Source organism: Klebsiella sp. P1954, from assembly GCF_018199955.1.
Taxonomy (GTDB): domain Bacteria; phylum Pseudomonadota; class Gammaproteobacteria; order Enterobacterales; family Enterobacteriaceae; genus Klebsiella; species Klebsiella pneumoniae.
On the sequence record NZ_CP073373.1, the window covers coordinates 2,388,435 to 2,408,814 of the forward strand.

Sequence of the window (20,380 nt, forward strand, 5' to 3'; positions counted from 1 at the left end):
TTTTAAATTATAAAATCGATAAATAATTAAATCATTTCAACATATTACCATTATTCCCAAAATCAAACGGACTCACCCCCTTCTCACGATTTACATCCAGATAATCCGCCCACCACTGCAGCATCAACCTGCGCTCCCCCAGATGTTCCGCTTTATGGATGTAGGCAGCCCTAACAGAGCTACGCTCCTGATGGCTCATCTGCCGCTCTACGGCATCCCTCGACCATAGACCCGATTCAATCAATGAGCTACAGGCCATTGTCCTGAAACCATGCCCACAGACTTCCGTTTTGGTGTCATAGCCCATAACTCGCAGAGCCTTGTTCACCGTGTTCTCACTCATCGGCTTACGGGGATCGTGATCGCCTACGAAAATCAGCTCTCGATTCCCATTCATGCTTTTGATCTTTTCCAGAATGGCTAAGGCTTGCCGTGACAAAGGAACAAGGTGAGGAGTCTTCATCTTCGAACCACGCTGAGAATGCTTTACACCTTCCAACGGTTCACGCTCACCAGGGATCGTCCACATGGCCGTTTCAAAATCCACTTCTGACCAGCGGGAAAAACGCAGTTCACTTGAACGAATGAAGACCAACAAAGTGAGTTCAACAGCCAATCGAGTTAAGGGTCTGCCAGAATAGTGATCAATGCGATGAAGTAACTCAGGAATTCGGTTAAGTTCCAGAGCCGCACGATGCTGTCTTTTCGCTGTAGCAACCGCACCGGCAATCTCTTGCGCGGGGTTGTAGTCGATTAACCCACTCTGCACAGCAAAGCGCATAATCGCGGTAGTACGCTGCTGCAAACGAGCAGCGACTTCGAGACGCCCGGATGATTCCACCGCTTTGATGGGTACAAGAAGATCCCGAGTCTTAAGCTCCGTAATGTTCCGCTTACCAATGGCAGCAAAGAGATTATCTTCGAGGCTTTTCAATACACGAGCGCTATGCGATGCCGACCATTTTTTATTACTAGCGTGCCATTCTCTGGCAACCACTTCAAACGTTATAGCCTCTTGCTCCTGTTCTACCTTAACGGCTTTCTTGTTTTCACTGGGATCAACGCCATTAGCTAACAGCTTACGGGCCTCATCCCTGCGTGCCCTGGCATCCGCCAGCGAAACCTCAGGGTATTTCCCAAGCGCCAGCATCTTCTCTTTACCACCGAAGCGATAACGAAGCCGCCAGTATTTGGAGCCGTTAGGGTGAACCAGCAAAACCATGCCATCACCGTCAGTCAGTTTGTAGGCTTTTGCTTCAGGCTTTGCCGAACGAACCTTCACATCACTCAGAGCCATGATGAGTATCCTTTCAAGGGTTCTGTGTGGGTACAAACATTATCGAACCGGGAAATACCCGCAGTTGTACCCGCATCAGTAAGTTGATGTAGATTGAATCAGGTTGACTTAGGTTGAGTGAAAAAGCGAGGAAAGCCTTGCGGATACTGGATTTCAGGCACAAAAAAAGACGTCCGTTGACGTCTATTGATGTTCCGATGGTGCCGAAGGCCGGACTCGAACCGGCACGTATTTCTACGGTTGATTTTGAATCAACTGCGTCTACCGATTTCGCCACTTCGGCACTGAAGGGGATGCGGAAACGTTCTGGATTATACCTGTCGGCGGCGGTCATGCAAGCGACAGCGTGTCGTCATTACGCTAAGTGTTGAAAAAAACAGCGCTATCCTGCGCGGCGTCACCTTTTACCGCCGTTCCATAGCGCGACGGCCACCAGCGCCCCCTCCTCTCACCCTCCCGCAAACCCAGCTCCACCTGCCAGCCATCCCCCTTCTCCCCCAGTACTCCCAAACCCCACTCAAAATTATCTCAAATTGTTCTCACCTCACTCTCACCTGCATCCCCATCACAATCCATCTCTCCTCAAACAAATGCCCAATATTCACTCCCCAACTATTCCACCAACCCCACCCACCACCATTCCCATATATTCCAGAAAGTTTTAGCCAATGCCTTTTTGTTATTCATCCGTTCCGCAGCAATATATTAATTTCATCAATATTTTTATAACTTTACATTAATGAAAAGTTTTCTTTTTGCCGTTTATTCCAGGATTTTCCTCAGGCGTGAAGGATTCCGGTAAACACTATTTTTACTAGTCGCTGTACGAGTCTTGATGGACATATTCACTCGATGAATTAACTCAGGAGAATACTTGTGACGACGTTAAAACCTTTGCTGGCCCGCAACCGCAGCTGGGCGCTGCAGAAGTGTCAGCATGACCCGGACTATTTCGAAAAATGGGTCGACGGGCAGCGGCCCCACTCGCTGTGGATCGGCTGCTCCGACAGCCGCGTGCCCGCCGAGGTGCTCACCGGCAGTCAGCCCGGCGAGCTCTTTGTCCACCGCAATATCGCCAACATGCTCGACCCCGCCGACGACAACGTCATGAGCGTCCTGCAATATGCCCTCCACTACCTTGAGGTGGAGCGGGTGGTGCTCTGCGGCCACTACGGCTGCGGCGGCGTGCAGGCGGCGCTCTCCCTGCCCACCCTGCCGCTGGCGCAGGAATCCTCGGCGCTGGCTCGCCGCATCGGCCAGCTGCGCAACACCCTGCATCACGAAATTGTGCAAATTGCCGATGGGTGTGGTGTTGCGGCCTCCCCCGGCGCCAGCACCGACGCGGAGCCCTCTCGCCATGCGCTGGACGCCCTGGTGGAAGCCAACGTTCGCGCCCAGTTCGCCCGTCTGCTGGAGAGTGAACCGGTGCAGACGGTGCTCGCCAGCGGGCGACCGCTCAGCCTGCACGGCTGCGTCTACGATCTGGCTTCCGGCCATTTAACCACCCTCGTCGAACACCTCTCACCGCAGGAGCACGCCCCATGAACACGCTTCGTCAGGACTCTCTCGCCGGCATCGTCGTCTTCCTTGTCGCCCTGCCGCTGTGCCTCGGCATCGCCCAGGCCAGCGGCTTACCGCCCTTCGTCGGCCTGCTGACCGGCATCATTGGCGGCCTGGTCGTCACCGCCCTCAGTCCCTCCCGCTTCGCCGTCAGCGGTCCCGCCGCCGGACTGGTCACCATCGTCGTCGCCGCCATTGAATCCCTGGGTTCCTTCTCCCTCTTCCTGATGGCGCTGGTGCTGGCCGGCGCGCTGCAGCTGCTGTTCGGCATCCTGCGGGCCGGGCGCTTTATCTCGCTGGTTCCCGCCAGCGTCATCAAAGGCATGCTGGCGGCGATCGGCATCCTGCTGATTATGCAGCAGATCCCCGTCGCGCTCGGCAGCGCAGAAGAGACCGGGCTCGTTGATATCGTGAAGGGTAACGCCACCTTCTCCCTCAGTGCTATCGCCGTCGCCGCGGGCGGCCTGCTGGTGCTCTGGCTGTGGGGTTCGCCGCTTATCCGCCGGGTGAAGAGCCTACGCTGGATCCCCGGCCCGCTGATCGCTGTCCTGCTCGGTTGTGTCACCACCGTATTAATGACCCAGGCCGCGCCGCAGCAGCTTGCCACTCTGCCACGCATCACCCTGCCGGCGTTCGGCAGCCTCGGCGATCTGCTGGGCGAGCTGGAATCTCCGGCGTGGAGCGCGTGGCGCAATCCGTCGGTGTGGGTGGTGGCGGTAACCCTGGCGCTGGTCGCCAGCCTCGAAACCTTGCTGAGCCAGGAGGCGCTGAAAAAGCTGCGCCCGCAAAATCCGCCGCCTTCGCCGAACCGCGAAATGGTCGCCCAGGGCGTCGGCAACCTGCTCTCCGGCGTGCTAGGGGCGATGCCGATCACCGCGGTGATCGTCCGCAGCTCGGTGAACGTCAGCAACGGCGCGCAAAGCAAACTGTCGATCTTTATCCACGGCGTACTGCTGCTGATCTGCGGCCTGTGGTTCAGCGGCCTGCTGACCTTAATCCCGCTCGCCAGCCTCGCCGCCGTGCTGCTGTATACCGGCTATAAGCTGGCGACCCCGCGGCTGTTCATCGAGCAGTTCCGCCAGGGGGCGGCGCAGTACGTCCCGTTCCTCGCCACCATCGGCGGGATTATCGCCTTCGGCATGCTGGCGGGGATCGGGATTGGTCTTGCCACCCAGATGGCGTTCAGCCTCTGGCGTAGCCATCGCCACTCGCTGCAGCTGGCGCGCTACGATGACCACTACGTGCTGCGCATCCAGCAGAATCTGACCTTTATGCACAATCCGCATCTGCTGGCCCTGCTGGCGAAGATTCCGGAAAAAAGCGTGGTGATCGTCGAGCACGACAGCGTCGGCTACCTCGACCCGGACGTGCGGGCGGTGCTGGATGATTTTGCCGAGAACGCCCCGCAGCGCGGCATCCGCCTTAATCATTGGCCGCTGGCCAGCCGCTGACCTTAACGGGCGGCTGGTCCGCCCGCTTCGCTACCCCTCCGATTGCCAAGCGCCGGGGAATACCATGCTCTACACTTTCTGGGTTATCACGCCAACCCCAAGGAAATGAACATGAGCATCATTAAAAGCTACGCCGCCAAAGAAGCGGGCGCCGATCTGTCGCTGTGGGAATACGATGCCGGTGAGCTGCAGCCGGAAGATGTCGAAGTTGAAGTGGAATACTGCGGGATCTGCCATTCGGACCTGTCGATGATCGACAACGAATGGGGGATGTCGAGCTACCCGCTGGTGGCCGGTCACGAGGTGATTGGCCGGGTGGCGGCGCTGGGCAGCGCGGCGCAGGATAAAGGGCTGAAGATTGGCCAGAAGGTCGGCATCGGCTGGACGGCGCGCAGCTGCGGCCATTGCGACGCCTGCATCAGCGGCAACCAGATCAACTGTCTGGAAGGCTCGGTGCCGACCATTCTCAACCGCGGCGGCTTCGCCAATAAGCTGCGCGCCGACTGGCAGTGGGTGATCCCCCTGCCGGAGAGCATCGATCTGGCGTCCGCCGGCCCGATGCTGTGCGGCGGCATCACCGTCTTTAAACCGCTGCTGACCCACCACGTCACCGCCACCAGCCGCGTCGGGGTGATCGGCATCGGCGGCCTCGGCCATATCGCCATTAAGCTGCTGCGGGCGATGGGCGCGGAAGTGACCGCCTTCAGTTCCAACCCGGCGAAAGAGCAGGAAGTGCTGGCGATGGGCGCCGATCGCGTGGTCAACAGCCGCGATCCTGAAGCCTTAAAAGCGCTGGCCGGTCAGTTCGACCTGATCATCAACACCGTGGCGGTGGACCTCGACTGGCAGCCGTACTTCGAAGCCCTGGCTTACGGCGGCAACTTCCATACCGTCGGCGCGGTGATGAAGCCGTTCCCGGTGCCGGCCTTTACCCTGATCGGCGGCGACCGCAGCATCTCCGGCTCGGCGACCGGTAACCCGTCCGAACTGCGCACGCTGATGAAGTTTGCCGGGCGCAGCAAAGTGGCTCCGACCACCGAGCTGTTCCCGATGTCGCAGATTAACGAAGCGCTGAAGCACGTTCGTGAAGGCAAAGCCCGCTACCGCGCGGTGCTGAAAGCCGACTTCTGATCCTTCTCTCCCGCCGGGCGGCCCGCTCGCCCGGCGTTTTCCCCGTCGCTTCATCAAACCGTCATCTCCCCGCCATGCCTCTGTAGTCATTGCTTCCCACAATCCGGGCTTCGATAAATGGCTGAACGAGATGCGCGTCACCATGAGAAAGACCTGGCTTCCCTGGCTGATCCTGTCGCCTTCCCTGCTGTTTTTACTGCTGTTTACCTGGTTCCCGCTGGGGCGTTCGGTGTATGACAGCCTGTTTGATACCCGCATGGCCAGCGACGGCGCGCAGTACGTCGGGCTGGATAACTTCACCCGCCTGTTTGCCGATAACGTCTTCTGGCAGTCGCTGGGCAATAACCTGCTCTATATCCTGCTGACGGTGGTGCCCGGGGTGACCCTCGCCCTGCTGCTGGCGGTCGCCCTGAGCGAGAACCATCGCGTCAACCGCTGGCTGCGCACCGCCTTTTTCTTCCCGATGATTATCCCGATGGTCAGCGCCGCCGCGCTGTGGCTGTTTATCTTTATGCCCGGCCTCGGCCTGCTCGACCACTATCTGGCAAAGCTGTTCGGGCCGATGAACAACAACTGGCTGGGGCGCAGCAACAGCGCGCTGCTGGCCCTGGCGCTGATCGGCGTGTGGAAGTTCGCCGGCTACTACATGCTGTTTTTCCTCGCCGGGCTGCAGAGCATTCCGGCCTCGACGCGGGAAGCGGCGCTGATGGAGGGGGCTACCCGCACGCAGGTCTTTTTTAAGGTCACGCTACCGCTGCTGCGCCCGACCCTGAGCTTTGTGATCACCACCGCGCTGATCTACTCCATCACCCAGATCGACCACGTGGCGGTGATGACCCGCGGCGGGCCGGACAACGCCACCACCGTGCTGCTCTATTACATCCAGAATCTCGCCTGGGATACCCACGACCTCGGCAAAGCCTCCGCCGCCACCTTCCTGACCCTGGCCGGGCTGTTCGCCTTCTCGCTGATTAACCTGAAACTGCTGGAGAAAGGAGTCCACTATGAGCGCTGAAATCTCGCCGCTGCTGGTCCGCACGCCCGCCGCCGCCCGTCCGCTGTGGCTACGCCTGCGCCGCTCGTCGCCCTTTACGCTCACAGTATTAATGTGCTGCCTGGCGCTGCTGTGGGTCAGCCCGTTTATCTGGATGCTGGCCACCTCGTTCAGCGCCACCACCTTCGGCGACGATATGGCGTCGCTGCTGCCCCGCCTGCCGCTGACCCTCGATAACTTCCGCGACGCCTGGAACAGCGCCGACTGGCTGAGCCTGTACGCCAACACCCTTATCTTCACCTTCGGCACCTTCTTCGTGCAGCTGTTGACCATCACCACCGCCGGCTACGTCTTCGCCTGCCACGAATTTCGCGGCAAGCAGACGCTGTTTCTCCTGTTCCTGGTGCAGCTGATGATCATGCCGGTGGTGATGATGGTGCCGAACATGCTGACCCTGAAAACCTTCGGCCTGCTCAACACCCTCACCGGGGTGATGATGCCCTACTTCACCTCGGCGTTCGGCGTGTTCCTGATGCGTCAGGCGTTCCTCGCCATCCCGAAAGAGCTGGAGGAGGCGGCGCTGATGGAGGGCTGCCGCTGGTGGCAGGTGCTGTTCCGCGTACTGCTGCCGATGTCCTGGCCGTCGGTGCTGGCCTTCGCCACCGTCAGCATTACCTACCACTGGAACGAGTACCTGTGGCCGCTGATGATGCTCAACGATCCCGATAAGCAGGTGCTGACCGTCGGGCTGGTCTCCTTCGCCATGGGCGCCGAATCCGGCGGCCAGTGGGGCACCATCGGCGCCGGGACGCTGATGGTCTGCCTGCCGCTGATGCTGGCGTTCATCCTTTTTCAGAAACAGTTCCTGCGGAGCTTCGGCTTCTCCGGGATCAAATAAGGAGTGATTCATGCTGTTAGCGCACATTTCCGATACCCATTTCCGCAGCCGCGGCGAGAAGCTGTACGGCTTTATCGACGTCAATGCCGCCAACGCCGACGTGGTCTCCCAGCTTAACGCGCTGCGCGAGCGCCCGGATGCGGTGGTGGTGAGCGGGGATATCGTCAACTGCGGCCGCCCGGAGGAGTATCAGGTGGCCCGCCAGATCCTCGGCAGCCTGAACTATCCGCTGTATCTGATCCCCGGCAACCACGACGACAAAGCCCATTTTCTCGAGCATCTTCACCCGCTGTGCCCGCAGCTGGGCAACGATCCGCAAAATATGCGCTATGCGGTGGATGACTTCGCCACCCGCCTGCTGTTTATCGACTCCAGTCATGCCGGCACGTCAAAAGGCTGGCTGACCGACGAGACCATCGGCTGGCTGGAAGCCCAGCTGTTTGAGGGCGGCGACAAACCGGCAACGATCTTTATGCACCACCCGCCGCTGCCGCTGGGCAATGCGCAGATGGACCCGATCGCCTGCGAAAACGGCCACCGTCTGCTGGCGCTGGTGGAGCGTTTCCCGTCGCTGACGCGCATCTTCTGCGGCCATAACCACAGCCTGACCATGACCCAGTATCGCCAGGCGCTGATCTCCACTATCCCCGGTACCGTCCATCAGGTGCCGTACTGCCACGAAGATACCCGGCCCTATTACGACCTTTCTCCTGCCTCGTGTCTGATGCACCGCCAGGTCGGCGAGCAGTGGGTGAGCTACCAGCACTCGCTGGCCCACTACGCCGGGCCGTGGCTGTACGACGAAAACATCAGTTGCCCAACGGAAGAGCGCTAACCGCTATGCTCAGTCTGCAAAACATCAGTAAACGTTTCGACGGCAAACCGGCGCTCAGCGCCCTGTCGCTGGATATTCACGAAGGCGAATTCGTGGTGCTGGTCGGCCCGTCGGGCTGCGGGAAAAGCACCCTGCTGCGCCTGCTCGCCGGCCTGGAGCCGGTCAGCGAAGGCCAAATCTGGCTGCATGATGAGAACATCACCGCCACCACGCCGCGCGAGCGCAACTTCGCGATGATCTTCCAGAACTATGCCCTGTTTCCGCATCTGTCGGTGCGCGACAACATCACCTTCGGCATGAAGGTGCGCAAGGAAGAGAAAAGCAGCTGGCAGCCGCGGGTGGATAAAGTGGCGCAGATGCTGCAGCTGGAGGCGCTGCTCGACCGCAAACCGGCGAAGCTCTCCGGCGGCCAGCGCCAGCGGGTGGCGATGGCCCGGGCGATCGTGCGCAATCCGCGGCTGTTCCTGATGGACGAGCCGCTCTCCAACCTCGACGCCCGCCTGCGCAGCGAAGTGCGCGACAGCATTATGGCCCTCCACCAGCAGCTGAAAACCAGCACCATCTATGTGACCCACGATCAGACCGAGGCGATGTCGATGGCCGACCGCATCGTGGTGATGAACGGCGGCCACGTGCAGCAGGTCGGGCGCCCGGAGTATCTGTACGCCAACCCGGCCAATCTGTTCGTCGCCGGATTTATCGGTTCACCGGCAATGAATCTGCTATCGCTCCCCTGCGTTGACGGCAACGTTCAGCTTGGCGAACAACGCCATCCGCTACCGCCGCGCCACCGCAGCCAGACCCGCGTCTGGCTGGGCATTCGCCCGGAACATATTACCGACCGCCTGGAGCACGGCCATCTGCGCCTGCCGGGCACCGTCCTGCAACGAGAACTGATGGGGGCCGATTATCTGCTCCACGTCAGCACCCCGATCGGCACCCTGCGCTTTAGCCGCCGCCACCGCGGCACGGTGCCGGAAAAAGGCGAATCGCTGATCCTCGGCTTCTCGCCTGCCGATGTGCATCTTTTTCATGCTGAGACCCAGCATAATTTACTGATGGAGTGTAATCATGTTTAACCCCCTCACCGCCCTGACGGTTGGGCTCAGCCTCGCTCTGAGCGGCGCGGCGCTGGCGAAAGAGAAAATAGACTTCATGTTCCCGGCCCCGGTCGACGGCAAGCTGACGATGGAGATGACACGCGTTATTAAAACGTTCAACGACTCACAGCAGGATGTCGAAGTTCGCGGCATCTTCACCGGCAACTATGACACCACCAAGATCAAAGCCGAATCCGCACAGAAGGCCGGACAACCGCCGGCGCTGGTGATCATGTCCGCCAACTTCACCACCGATCTGGCGCTGAAGGATGAGATCCTGCCGATGGATGAGCTGTTTAAATATGGCGATCAAAAGGCTGGCGATTTTCTGCAAAAGGAATTCTGGCCCGCGATGCATAAGAACGCCCAGGTGATGGGCACCACCTATGCGATCCCGTTCCATAACTCGACACCGATCCTCTACTACAACAAGACGCTGTTCGATCGGGCCGGGATCGCGCAACCACCGCAGACCTGGGCCGAGCTGCTGTCTGATGCCAAAAAGCTGACCGATGAGAGCAAAGGCCAGTGGGGGATCATGCTGCCGTCGACCAACGATGACTACGGCGGTTGGATCTTCTCGGCGCTGGTGCGGGCCAACGGCGGTAAATATTTCAATGAAGACTATCCGGGTGAGGTTTATTACAACTCGCCGACCGCTATCGGCGCTCTGCGCTTCTGGCAGGATCTGATCTACAAAGACAAAGTGATGCCTTCCGGGGTACTGAATTCGAAGCAGATCAGCGCTTCATTCTTCTCCGGCAAACTTGGCATGGCGATGCTCAGCACCGGCGCGCTGGGCTTTATGCGCGAGAACAGTAAAGATTTTGAACTCGGTGTTGCCATGCTACCGGCCAAAGAGCAGCGCGCGGTGCCGATTGGCGGCGCCAGCCTTGTGAGCTTTAAAGGCATCAACGACGCGCAGAAGAAAGCGGCCTACCAGTTCCTGACTTATCTGGTGAGCCCGCAGGTGAACGGCGCGTGGAGCCGCTTTACCGGCTACTTCTCGCCGCGTAAGGCTTCTTACGATACGCCGGAGATGAAAGCTTATCTGCAGCAGGATCCACGAGCAGCGATCGCCCTTGAACAGTTGAAGTACGCGCATCCGTGGTATTCCACCTGGGAGACCGTCGCCGTGCGTAAGGCGATGGAGAACCAGCTGGCGGCGGTGGTCAATGATGCCAAAGTGACGCCGGAAGCGGCGGTGCAGGCGGCGCAGAAGGAAGCCGACGCGCTGATGAAACCGTATGTGGATAAGACCGCGCTGGCGGAAGTGAAGTGACGCATTACCCGTCATCGTCATCCTCACCCTGGCCCTCTCCCTGAGGGAGAGGGAACTGTCCGGCGCTGTGGTTAAGCCCTGAGTCCGGTTGTGAAAGGAAAAAAGCAGGCCATACCCGGTATGGCCTGAAAATGTCACAACGATTAGATCCCTGCCGTTTCGCGAATATATTTGCGCGCTTTGACGGCGTATTCGAAAGGATTGGCCAGAGCAGGATCCTGCTCGGCTTCCACTACCATCCAGCCTTTATAGCCAAAGTCGTCCAGCAGCTTGAACACCGGACGGAAATCGATCACCCCGTCGCCCGGGACGGTGAAGGTGCCTTTTTTCACGCCGTCGAGGAACGACAGGCCGTCGCGGCGCACCTGGTCGATCACCGGCGGGCGGACGTCTTTCAGGTGAACGTGGTTGATGCGCGGCAGATACTTTTTGAGGATCGCAAGCATCGGCGCTTCGCCGCCTTCGGAATACCAGGCATGTCCGGTGTCGAACAGCAGGAAGACGCGCTCGTCCACCAGCGACATAAATTTGTCGATTTCCGCGGTGGTCTGAATGCCGGTGCCCATGTGGTGATGCAGACAGACCTGCATCCCCTTCTCCGCCGCCAGGCGGCCGAGGGTGTTATAGCCTTCCGCCACCCGCTGCCACTCTTCGTCGCTGAAGCACGGCTTCGCATCGCCGAGGATCGGTTTATCCAGCCCCTGTATGCTGCCGCTCTGCTCGGAGCAGCCAATCACTTTCGCCCCCATCGCATGAAGGAAGTTCATGTGATTGACGAATTCATCAATGGTTTTTTCCCGCTGGCCGTTGGCGAAAAAGGTGCTGAACCAGGCGTTGCAGATCTGAATGCCGCGAATATCCAGCATCGGCTTGAGAACCGCCGGATCGCGCGGATATTTGCTGCCGACTTCGCTGCCGGTAAAGCCGGCCAGCGCCATTTCGCTGACGATCTGCTGGAAGGTGTTTTCGCTGCCGAGCTCCGGCATATCATCGTTAGTCCAGCCGATTGGGGCGATAGCCAGTTTGACGTTATCTTTGTTCATAGTAGGGCTCCTGCCGCTGCGCCTTAGCGGCGCAGCAATTCACGTTCAATAAGTTCACGGGTTTCCACTGCCTGGTATTTCATTTTTTCCGGGTAGCCAAACAGCGAGGTGGCGACAATCGGTTCCCCGCCGACCTTGAAGGTCTGCTCGGCGAATTTCATTTCGCGCAGGGTGCGGAATAGCGCGTCGAAATCCACATCCCCTTCTCCGACGCCTACGTGCTGGTGCACCACGGCATCCACGCCCGGCGGGTTAACGATATAGCGGCAATGTTTCGTATGATTGCGGGTGTCCGCAATCAGGACATGGGAGAGATCGCTCCCGGCATAGCGCAGCATGCTCGCCACGTCGCCGACGCCTTTGTCGTAGAAAAAGGTGTGCGGCACGCTGTAGACGTACTTCACGTTATCGCTGCGGAACGACTTCACGATATCGACGGTTTCATTGTTCTCTTCGCAGAAATCCCAGGGATGCGCCTGGATCTCCACGCGGATGCCTTCCCGCTCAAAAATCGGCAACAGCTCTTCCATTGAGCGATAGAACATTTCATCGCAGATCTCAGGCTGATTCGGATCGCCGGAGAACTCGGTGTTGATCACCTGAACGCCCATCTCCACCGCAATTTCCACCAGCCGTTTCCAGTTTTTCACCGCCGCCTGACGGCGCAGTTCGTCCGGGCCGGACCAGCGGTAGACGCAGATAAACGACGACAGCTCAAGGCCGGTATCGCGCAGCGCCTGCTTGTACTCCGCCATGATCTCCCGGCTGGCGCGCGGGTGCTTGTAGAACGGGTTAATCTGCGGGTGCGGCGACTGTTCAATGTACTTGTAGCCCCACTCCGCTACCTGATGGACCATGCGGGTGATCCCGAGGTCCTTAATGACATCCACATCAAAAGCAATTTTCATCGTCGTTACCTGTGCAAAGAAGTTCCGTCAGCAAAACGCGCTTAACGTTTGTAGAATGCCGGGCACTCAGGCAGCGTCACTTCAACCGGCTCGCTGGTTCCCTGCGCTTTAATGCAGGCATCCGCCGCCACCGACGCCGCGTAGCCGTCCCAGGCCGACGGGCCGTGCAGCTGGCCGGCTTTGACGTCGTTGATAAAGGCCTGCAGCTCGACGTCGTAGGCTTTGATAAAGCGGTCTTTCCAGTCGGTGAGAATGGCGGTCGACAGGCTGGCGGACTTGCGCATCTGGACGGCCGACGGCTCCGGCAGACGGGCAATCCCGGTTTCGCCGACCACTTCGCACTGGATGTCATACCCGTACTGGCAGTTCACGAACACTTCGACGTCGATCAGGGTGCCTTTTTTGGTTTCAAAGGAGACGATCTGCGGATCTTTCAGGCGCGCATGGGTGTGCGAGGTGGAGCGCGGGAAGCGCACCTGCACGGAACGGTAGTCATCGTTCAGCAGCCAGCGCAGCACGTCCAGCTCGTGGATCAGGGTGTTGGTGATCGCCATATCGGTGGTGTAGTTCTCGCCGACCGACTGGTTGCGGTGGGCGCAGCGCAGCATCAGCGGTGCGCCGATATCGCCATCGTCGATCACTTTTTTCAGCGCCAGATAGCCTTCGTCGTACGGGCGCATAAAGCCAACCTGCACCAGACGACGGCCGGCCTTCATTTCGGCATCGACGATGCGACGGCAGCCTTCCGCAGACATCGCCAGCGGTTTTTCGCAGAACACCGGCTTACCAGCGGCGATGGCGGCCAGGGTGTACTCTTCGTGGGTCGGGTCCCAGGAGGTGACCAGGATGGCATCGACATCGCTGGCGTTAATCACGTCGTGACCGTCGGCGTAGACTTCCGCCTGCACGCCCGGCAGCGCGACCGCCGCGCGGGCGTTGTCGGCATTGATATCAGACACCGCCACAACGGTGGCCCCCTGCAGAACCTGGGTGCAGCGACGGATGTGTTCTTTACCGATAGCGCCAGCGCCGATGACACCTAATTTGAGCGACATAATGGTTTTCTCCGTAAGTCTGTAGGATTCAGGGTAGAGGTTCGTTTTAGTAATCACGCGCCTGGGCGCGCTTTTCATTAATCATTTGCGCCACTTTGCGGATCCGCTCAGAGAGCGCCGTCTGGGCGACCCCGACGTTCCACCAGCTGCCGTATTTGTGCACCATGGTCTTCGGCAGCACTTTAATATCAATCAGAGTGCTGACCGTTTCGCGACGGGCGGCGTCCAGCGCGTGGCGCAGTTCGTCCAGGGTAGTGACGCGCCAGGTTTTGCAGCCGTAGCCGGCGGCGATGGTGGCGAAGTCCACCGGCACCAGGCCGCCCTGCAGCTGGCCGGTTTCCGGCTGACGGTAGCGGAACTCGGTGCCGAAGCTGTCCATCCCGTGCTCCATCTGCAGGTTGTTGATGCAGCCGTTGGCCATGTTGTCGAACAGCACGACGTTGATCTTCGCCCGCTCCTGCAGGGAGGTGACCAGTTCAGAGTGCAGCATCATGAACGAGCCATCGCCGACCAGGGAGTAGACTTCGCTCTGCGGCTGCGCCAGCTTCACGCCCAGCGCCGCGTTGACTTCGTATCCCATGCAGGAGTAGCCGTACTCCACGTGGTAGGTGTTTTCCGCGCGGTTGCGCCAGACGCGCTGCAGATCGCCTGGCAGGCTGCCCGCCGCCGCGACGATCACCGCCTCGGCCGGCAGCGTTTCATTCAGTACCCCAAGAACGCTGCTCTGGGTCAGGGTGGAGTCGGTGATCTGGCGGAACTCGCGATACACCGATTCACGATCGAGATGATCGTCGATCTCCGGCACAAAGGATTTCTCCTGCCACACCGCCTGGTAGACGCGCTGGGTCTCTTTTAACTGACGGCTCTGCACGCTCTCGATCTGCGCGCCCCAGCCGGCCTGCCAGCCGCTGTCCGCCAGCGCCGCGTCGAGAGCGGTCATCGCTTCCCGGGCGTCCGCCAGCATGGCAATGCCGTCCAGCTTCCAGGCGTCGAAGTTGCTGACGTTAATATTCAGGAAACGGACCTCCGGGTGCTGGAAAATCCATTTCGAGGCGGTGGTAAAATCGCTGAAGCGGGTGCCGACGCCGATCACCAGGTCGGCCTCTTTCGCCAGCAGGTTCGCCGCCAGACAGCCCGTCTCGCCGACGCCGCCGACGTTCAGGGGGTGAGACGAGACCACCGTCCCCTTCCCGGCCTGGGTTTCGGCGAAGGGCACCCCGTAGCGCTCGGCAAAACGGGACAGCGCTTCGCCCGCGCCGGAGTATTTCACCCCGCCGCCGCAGACGATCAGCGGTTTACGGCTGCCTTTGATGGCCACCACGGCGTCCGCCAGCTGCGCGGCGCTGGCCGGGCGGCGGTCGAGACGGTGCACGCGGCGCGCAAAGAAGGATTCCGGGTAATCCCAGGCTTCGCCCTGCACGTCCTGCGGCAGGCACAGCGTTACCGCGCCGGTTTCCGCAGGGTCGGTCAGGACGCGCATGGCGTTGATGCAGGCGCTCATCAGCTGTTCCGGGCGGGTAATGCGGTCCCAGTATTTGCTGACTGCGCGGAAAGCGTCATTGGTGCTGATGCTGAGATCGTAGCTCTGTTCAATCTGCTGGAGCACCGGATCCGGCTGGCGGGTGGCGAAGACATCGCCCGGCAGCAGCAGCAGCGGGATGCGGTTGGCGCTGGCGGTGCCGGCGGCGGTGATCATGTTGGCCGCTCCCGGACCGATGGAGGAGGTGCAGGCGATAATCTGCCGGCGCAGGGCCTGGCGGGCAAAACCGGTGGCCGCGTGGGCCATCCCCTGCTCGTTGCGCCCCTGATAGACGCGCATATCGCCGCTGTCCTGCTCCAGCGCCTGCCCCAGCCCCAGGACGTTGCCATGGCCGAAAATCGCGAAAATGCCTTTCACGAACTTCAGCTCTACGCCATCCACTTCCAGGTACTGGTTATCGAGGAACTTCACCAGCGCCTGCGCCGTTGTCAGTCTCAGTTTGCCCATGATGCACAATCCTTATTGTTCAGTATTTGTGTGTGGCGTCGCGCCGATGCCGCCGGGGCCGTCGTTCACGTCACTGGAATACCTGTGGATTATAGGCAAACATTTTTTTCATTAAATACAAATACAGAAGAAATATTTCATTTTGCGAGAAGGATCAAACTCTCTACCCATTTCATACGTTTCACTTACATTCCAGACACGTTTTCGGGCCCTTTTTTGCCGCACCAGACGGCAATATCCCCTTAAAAATCATAGGTAAATGGATGCCATTTGGCGTTTCATTTTCCCCCGGGTCGACAGAGGGGGCGATCCGCGCTCGCGCGAGGCTCAGTGCGGCAGAGTGGTAGATCCCTCACACTTTTGGTTTTTTAATTTCGAACGAGTTTGCAAATGAAATATTTATTTCTCAAACTAAGGGTAACCAATAACCCTCAGGCTGTTCACGGAGTCGACGTCGGGATCCCGACCCTTCCAGGCAGCAGACACCAAAAAGGAAATCCTAGCTATGAATGCAGCAGTAAAGCGGCTCGACGTCATCTGTATAGGTCGGGTGGCCGTCGACCTCTATGCCCAGCAGATTGGTTCGCGGCTAGAAGACGTTGCCAGTTTCGCGAAATATCTGGGCGGCTCCTCCGGCAACGTGGCCTTTGGCACCGCGATTCAGGGGCTGAAATCGGCCATGCTGGCGCGCGTTGGCGATGAACACAACGGCCGTTTCCTGCGCGAAACGCTCAACCGCGCCGGGGTGGATACCGAGTATCTGATTACCGACAAATCTCGCCTGACCGCGCTGGTGATGCTGGGGATTAAGGATCAGGAGACCTTCCCCCTGATTTTCTACCGCGATAACTGCGCCGATATGGCCTTAACGCCTGACGACATTAGCGAGGAGTATATTGCCTCCTCCCGGGCGCTGGCGGTGACTGGCACCCACCTGTCGCACGCCAACACCCGCGCCGCGGTGCTGAAGGCGCTGGAGTACGCCCGCCGTCACGGCCTGCGTACCGCGCTGGATATCGATTACCGTCCGGTGCTGTGGGGGCTCACCTCGCTCGGCGATGGCGAAACCCGTTTCATTGAGTCCGGACCGGTCACCAGCCAGCTGCAGGAAGTGCTGCATCTGTTCGATTTGGTGGTGGGAACCGAAGAAGAGTTTCATATTGCCGGGGGCAGCACCGATACCCTGACCGCGCTGAAAAATGTGCGCAATGCCACCAAAGCCACCCTCGTCTGCAAGCGCGGGCCGATGGGCTGTGTGGTGCTGGAAGGCGACATCCCGGACAGCTGGGACCAGGTGCCGCTGCAGCAGGGCGTGCGCGTGGAGGTTCTCAACGTGCTGGGCGCCGGGGATGCCTTTATGTCGGGTCTGCTGCGCGGCTGGCTCAACGACGAAGGCTGGGAGCAGGCTTGCCGTTACGCCAACGCCTGCGGGGCGCTGGTGGTCTCCCGCCACGGCTGCGCGCCGGCGATGCCGACCAAAGTCGAACTCGATGACTACCTGCAGCGCGCCGAATCGGTGCCGCGCCCGGACGTCGACGAGCGCCTCAACCACCTGCACCGGGTCACCAGCCGCCGTCAGCAGTGGCCGGAGCTGTGCATTTTCGCCTTTGACCATCGTAAACAGCTGGCCGATCTGGCGCGGGAGACCGGGCGCGACGAAGCCTGCATTCCGCAGCTCAAGCTGCTGTTGTTGGCCGCGGCCGAAGCGGCGGCGCAGGAGGCAGGTCTCGATCAGCGCAGCGGCATTCTGGCCGACGGCACCTACGGCCAGCGTGCGCTCAACGCCATTACCGGCAAGGGCTGGTGGATCGGGCGCCCTATCGAACTGCCCAGCTCGCGACCACTGCGTCTGGAGCATGGCAACATCGGCTCGCAGCTGATCGACTGGCCGCTGGAGCATGTCGTCAAATGCCTGGTCTTCTATCACCCGGACGACCCGGCGGCGCTGCGTGCAGAGCAGGACGCCCTGCTGCTCGAGGTCTGGCAGGCCTGTAACAAGTCAGGCCATGAACTGCTGCTGGAGGTGATCCTGCCGGAAAATGGCCCGGACAAAGACGAGCGCCATTACCACACTATGCTGGAACACTTTTATCAGCTGGGGATCAAACCGGACTGGTGGAAGCTGCCGCCGCTCTCCAGCGCCAGCTGGCAGCAGATCACCGCGCTTATCGAGCGTGAAGATCCGTGGAGCCGCGGGATCCTGATCCTCGGGCTTGACGCGCCTTCCGACAAACTGCGCGCCGGTTTCGCCGAGGCGGCCGCACACCCGATGATCAAAGGTTTCGCCGTCGGGCGCACCATCTTTGGCCAGCCGTCGCGGCGCTGGATGCAGGGTGAGCTCAGCGATGAGGCCCTGATAGAGGAAGTGAAACGCAACTACCTGACGCTTATTGGCTACTGGCGCGAAGCCCGCCGCTGATCCCCCGACGCCCGTCTCCGTCACCTTGCGGAGCGGGCGTTTTTCTGTTTCTTCGTGAAATGAATCGCGTATTTCGTCGCAATAAATGAAAAATTCGCTTCATTTGGTACACTGGAAGCCATATTCCTTCCATTTTCTCAGAGCGCACTCTATGGCCAATAACCCAACACAGCTGACCATCCTGCAGGATGAAATCAGGCGTCGCTACGATACGTTAAGCAAACGCCTGAAACAGGTCGCCCGCTATATCCTTGATAACAGCAATAGCGTGGCTTTCGATACCGTGGCCTCCATTGCGCAACAGGCGGATGTTCCCCCTTCCACGTTGATTCGTTTTGCCAACGCCTTCGGCTTCAGCGGCTTTAACGAAATGAAACAGATGTTCAAGCAACATTTGATGGAAGAGACAGCCAACTATACCGAGCGCGCCCGTCTGTTCCGCCAGACCACCAGCGATGAGTCCAGCCCGCCGGAAACGCCGACGGAAATCCTCAATATGTTCACGATGGTGAACAACCAGGCGTTGCAGCAGCTGGCGATGCAGACCTCCAGCGATGATCTGGAGCGCGCGGTGGCCCTGCTGGGCGAGGCGGAAAATATTTACGTCATTGGTCTGCGCCGGTCGTTTAGCGTCGCCTCTTATCTGACCTATGCGCTGCGTCACCTCGATCGCAAAGCCTTTCTGATCGACGGCCTCGGCGGCATGTTCACCGAACAGCTGAGTCTGGTCGGCCCGAAAGACGTGGTGGTGGCGGTGAGCTTCTCGCCGTACGCCCGGGAAGTGGTCGAGCTGGTGGAGCTGGGCGCGCAGCGCAAAGCGCGGCAGATCGCCATTACCGACAGCCAGGTCAGCCCGCTGGCGGCCTTCAGCGATGTCTGCTTTGTGGTGCGTGAAGCGCAGGTGGATGGCTTCCGTTCGCAGGTTGCTTCCCTGTGTCTGGCCCAGACGCTGGCGGTTTCGCTGGCGCTGAACAGCAGCCAGGAGTCCGAGGCCAAGCAGAAGGCGTGAGATAGGCTGCCTGGCGTTTGTTACTCGGCGGCGCAGTATAAGCCTGCGGGAGGATGCCGTAGGCCGGATAAGCGTAGCGCCATCCGGCACAAGACGGGTACAGTGCCGGAGGTTCCTCCCCGGCGGCGCTGCGCTTGCCGGGCCTGGGGTATAGGAGCTTACGGGAGGAGCCCGTAGGTCGGATAAGGCGAAGCCGCCATCCGGCACAAAGGCAGGTATGGCGCCGGGGATGTCCTGCCCGGCGGCACTGCGCTTGCCGGGCCTGGGGTATATGGGCCTGCGGGGTGCCGGAGATAATGTTATTGGTATGCAACTCTATTAATCCGGGTAAAGCGTTTGTCGCATGTGATTTCAGCGCACATTGCGCTCCCGGTTAATCTTCTGCGTTATGCCTGTCATGGCGCAGGGAGCGCACAGGGGGCGGCCAGTCGCCGCCGCCCCCTGTACCCCCGGGCTCCGGCCAGCAAAATCGCCGCTACGCGGTCCCTTCGACTTATCCCTGCAGGCTTCGGGTCGGGCCGAGGCAGCATCCGTGCAAAACACGGCCCTCAGCCCGCATCCATGCGGGCTGCCCCGGCCTTCCGGGAACGTCTCAGCGATTTTGAGGCCGTCAGCACTGGCAGTTTCAGCAACAATGGTGAATAAATTAACGGCAGGTCGCACGAACCGTATGCCGGGCAAGGCGTGAGCCGCCGCCCGGCATAAAAGCAGCGCCGTGCCTGTGGTCATCGCCCGGCGGCGCTGCGCTTGCCGGGTCGACGGTATAGGGGCTTACGGGAGGATCCCGTAGGCCGGATAAGGCGAAGCCGCCATCCGGCACAAAGGCGGGTATGGCGCCGGAGGTATCCTCCCCGGCGGTGCTGCGCTTGCCGGGCCTGGGGTATATGGGCCTGCGGGGTGCCGGAGATAATGTTATTGGTATGCAACTCTATTAATCCGGGTAAAGCGTTTGTCGCATGTGATTTCAGCGCACATTGCGCTCCCGGTTAATCTTCTGCGTTATGCCTGGCATGGTGCAGGGAGCGCACAGGGGGCGGCCAGTCGCCGCCCCCCCCTGTACCCCCGGGCTCCGGCCAGCAAAATCGCCGCTACGCGGTCCCTTCGACTTATCCCTGCAGGCTTCGGGTCGGGCCGAGGCAGCGTCCGTGCAAAACACGGCCCTCAGCCCGCATCCATGCGGGCTGCCCCGGCCTTCCGGGAACGTCTCAGCGATTTTGAGGCCGCAACACCGGCAGTTTCAGCAACAATGGTGAATAAATTAACGGCAGGTCGCACGAACCGTATGCCGGGCAAGGCGTGAGCCGCCGCCCGGCATAAAAGCAGCGCCGTGCCTGTGGTCATCGCCCGGCGGCGCTGCGCTTGCCGGGCCTACGGTATAGGAGCTTACGGGAGGATGCCGTAGGCCGGATAA

The 20,380-nt window shown here is 60.2% G+C and carries 15 protein-coding genes and 1 tRNA gene; 10 read left to right on the forward strand and 6 right to left on the reverse strand.

The features are described from left to right. Positions 1-31: 31 nt before the first annotated feature. Positions 32-1,297 (reverse strand): tyrosine-type recombinase/integrase, encoded by a 1,266-nt coding sequence (locus KB890_RS11470; RefSeq protein ID WP_004178403.1) that lies wholly within the window; start codon positions 1,295-1,297, stop codon positions 32-34. Positions 1,298-1,495: 198 nt separating this feature from the next. Next, positions 1,496-1,580: transfer RNA gene (locus KB890_RS11475), tRNA-Leu, on the reverse strand. 593 nt (positions 1,581-2,173) lie between these two features. On the opposite strand from KB890_RS11475, the gene KB890_RS11480 reads away from it, so the two are divergent. The 8 genes from KB890_RS11480 (at position 2,174) to KB890_RS11515 (ending at position 10,548) form a co-directional block, all read left to right on the forward strand. Beyond that, complete coding sequence (locus tag KB890_RS11480; protein ID WP_004178402.1) at positions 2,174-2,842, forward strand: carbonic anhydrase; 669 nt, start codon at positions 2,174-2,176, stop codon at positions 2,840-2,842. Beyond that, a complete protein-coding gene (locus tag KB890_RS11485; RefSeq protein ID WP_004178401.1) occupies positions 2,839-4,308 on the forward strand; it encodes a SulP family inorganic anion transporter in 1,470 nt (489 codons plus the stop codon). Before KB890_RS11480 ends, KB890_RS11485 begins: the two co-directional genes overlap by 4 nt. Before the next feature lie 111 nt (positions 4,309-4,419). Next, positions 4,420-5,439, forward strand: a complete 1,020-nt coding sequence (ahr, locus tag KB890_RS11490) for an NADPH-dependent aldehyde reductase Ahr (RefSeq protein WP_004178400.1) — start codon at positions 4,420-4,422, stop codon at positions 5,437-5,439. Positions 5,440-5,569: 130 nt separating this feature from the next. Next, a complete protein-coding gene (locus KB890_RS11495; RefSeq protein WP_020323738.1) occupies positions 5,570-6,454 on the forward strand; it encodes a carbohydrate ABC transporter permease in 885 nt (294 codons plus the stop codon). Continuing rightward, positions 6,444-7,331 carry a carbohydrate ABC transporter permease gene (locus KB890_RS11500; protein WP_002886980.1) on the forward strand — a complete coding sequence of 296 codons (888 nt, stop codon included), beginning with the start codon at positions 6,444-6,446 and terminating at the stop codon, positions 7,329-7,331. Before KB890_RS11495 ends, KB890_RS11500 begins: the two co-directional genes overlap by 11 nt. 10 nt (positions 7,332-7,341) lie before the next feature. After that, positions 7,342-8,166 carry a phosphodiesterase gene (locus KB890_RS11505; RefSeq protein ID WP_004178398.1) on the forward strand — a complete coding sequence of 275 codons (825 nt, stop codon included), beginning with the start codon at positions 7,342-7,344 and terminating at the stop codon, positions 8,164-8,166. A 5-nt stretch (positions 8,167-8,171) separates the two neighbouring features. Then, the gene (locus tag KB890_RS11510) at positions 8,172-9,245 is read left to right on the forward strand and encodes an ABC transporter ATP-binding protein (RefSeq protein ID WP_004178396.1); all 1,074 of its coding nucleotides are present in this window, start codon (positions 8,172-8,174) and stop codon (positions 9,243-9,245) included. Then, positions 9,238-10,548, forward strand: coding sequence for an ABC transporter substrate-binding protein (locus KB890_RS11515; RefSeq protein ID WP_004178395.1), 1,311 nt, complete (start codon positions 9,238-9,240; stop codon positions 10,546-10,548). Before KB890_RS11510 ends, KB890_RS11515 begins: the two co-directional genes overlap by 8 nt. A 143-nt stretch (positions 10,549-10,691) precedes the next feature. Here KB890_RS11515 and iolE read toward each other — a convergent pair whose 3' ends face one another. The 4 genes from iolE to iolD are packed head-to-tail and all read right to left on the reverse strand — an operon-like array spanning position 10,692 to position 15,541. Next, positions 10,692-11,591 carry a myo-inosose-2 dehydratase gene (gene iolE / locus KB890_RS11520; RefSeq protein WP_002886970.1) on the reverse strand — a complete coding sequence of 300 codons (900 nt, stop codon included), beginning with the start codon at positions 11,589-11,591 and terminating at the stop codon, positions 10,692-10,694. A 23-nt stretch (positions 11,592-11,614) separates the two neighbouring features. After that, positions 11,615-12,499 carry a sugar phosphate isomerase/epimerase family protein gene (locus KB890_RS11525; RefSeq protein ID WP_004152193.1) on the reverse strand — a complete coding sequence of 295 codons (885 nt, stop codon included), beginning with the start codon at positions 12,497-12,499 and terminating at the stop codon, positions 11,615-11,617. Between the two features lie 41 nt (positions 12,500-12,540). Beyond that, positions 12,541-13,554 (reverse strand): bifunctional inositol 2-dehydrogenase/D-chiro-inositol 1-dehydrogenase, encoded by a 1,014-nt coding sequence (locus KB890_RS11530; protein ID WP_004152192.1) that lies wholly within the window; start codon positions 13,552-13,554, stop codon positions 12,541-12,543. A gap of 46 nt (positions 13,555-13,600) precedes the next feature. Then, positions 13,601-15,541, reverse strand: a complete 1,941-nt coding sequence (gene iolD, locus KB890_RS11535) for a 3D-(3,5/4)-trihydroxycyclohexane-1,2-dione acylhydrolase (decyclizing) (RefSeq protein WP_004178394.1) — start codon at positions 15,539-15,541, stop codon at positions 13,601-13,603. A gap of 505 nt (positions 15,542-16,046) precedes the next feature. On the opposite strand from iolD, the gene KB890_RS11540 reads away from it, so the two are divergent. Together KB890_RS11540 and KB890_RS11545 are read left to right on the forward strand one after the other, a co-directional pair. After that, positions 16,047-17,960: a bifunctional 5-dehydro-2-deoxygluconokinase/5-dehydro-2-deoxyphosphogluconate aldolase gene (locus KB890_RS11540; protein WP_004146797.1), complete on the forward strand. Its 1,914-nt coding sequence runs from the start codon at positions 16,047-16,049 to the stop codon at positions 17,958-17,960. Positions 17,961-18,111: 151 nt separating this feature from the next. Further along, entirely contained in the window at positions 18,112-18,969 is an 858-nt protein-coding gene (locus KB890_RS11545) for a MurR/RpiR family transcriptional regulator (protein ID WP_004152190.1), read from the forward strand. Positions 18,970-20,380 lie beyond the last annotated feature (1,411 nt).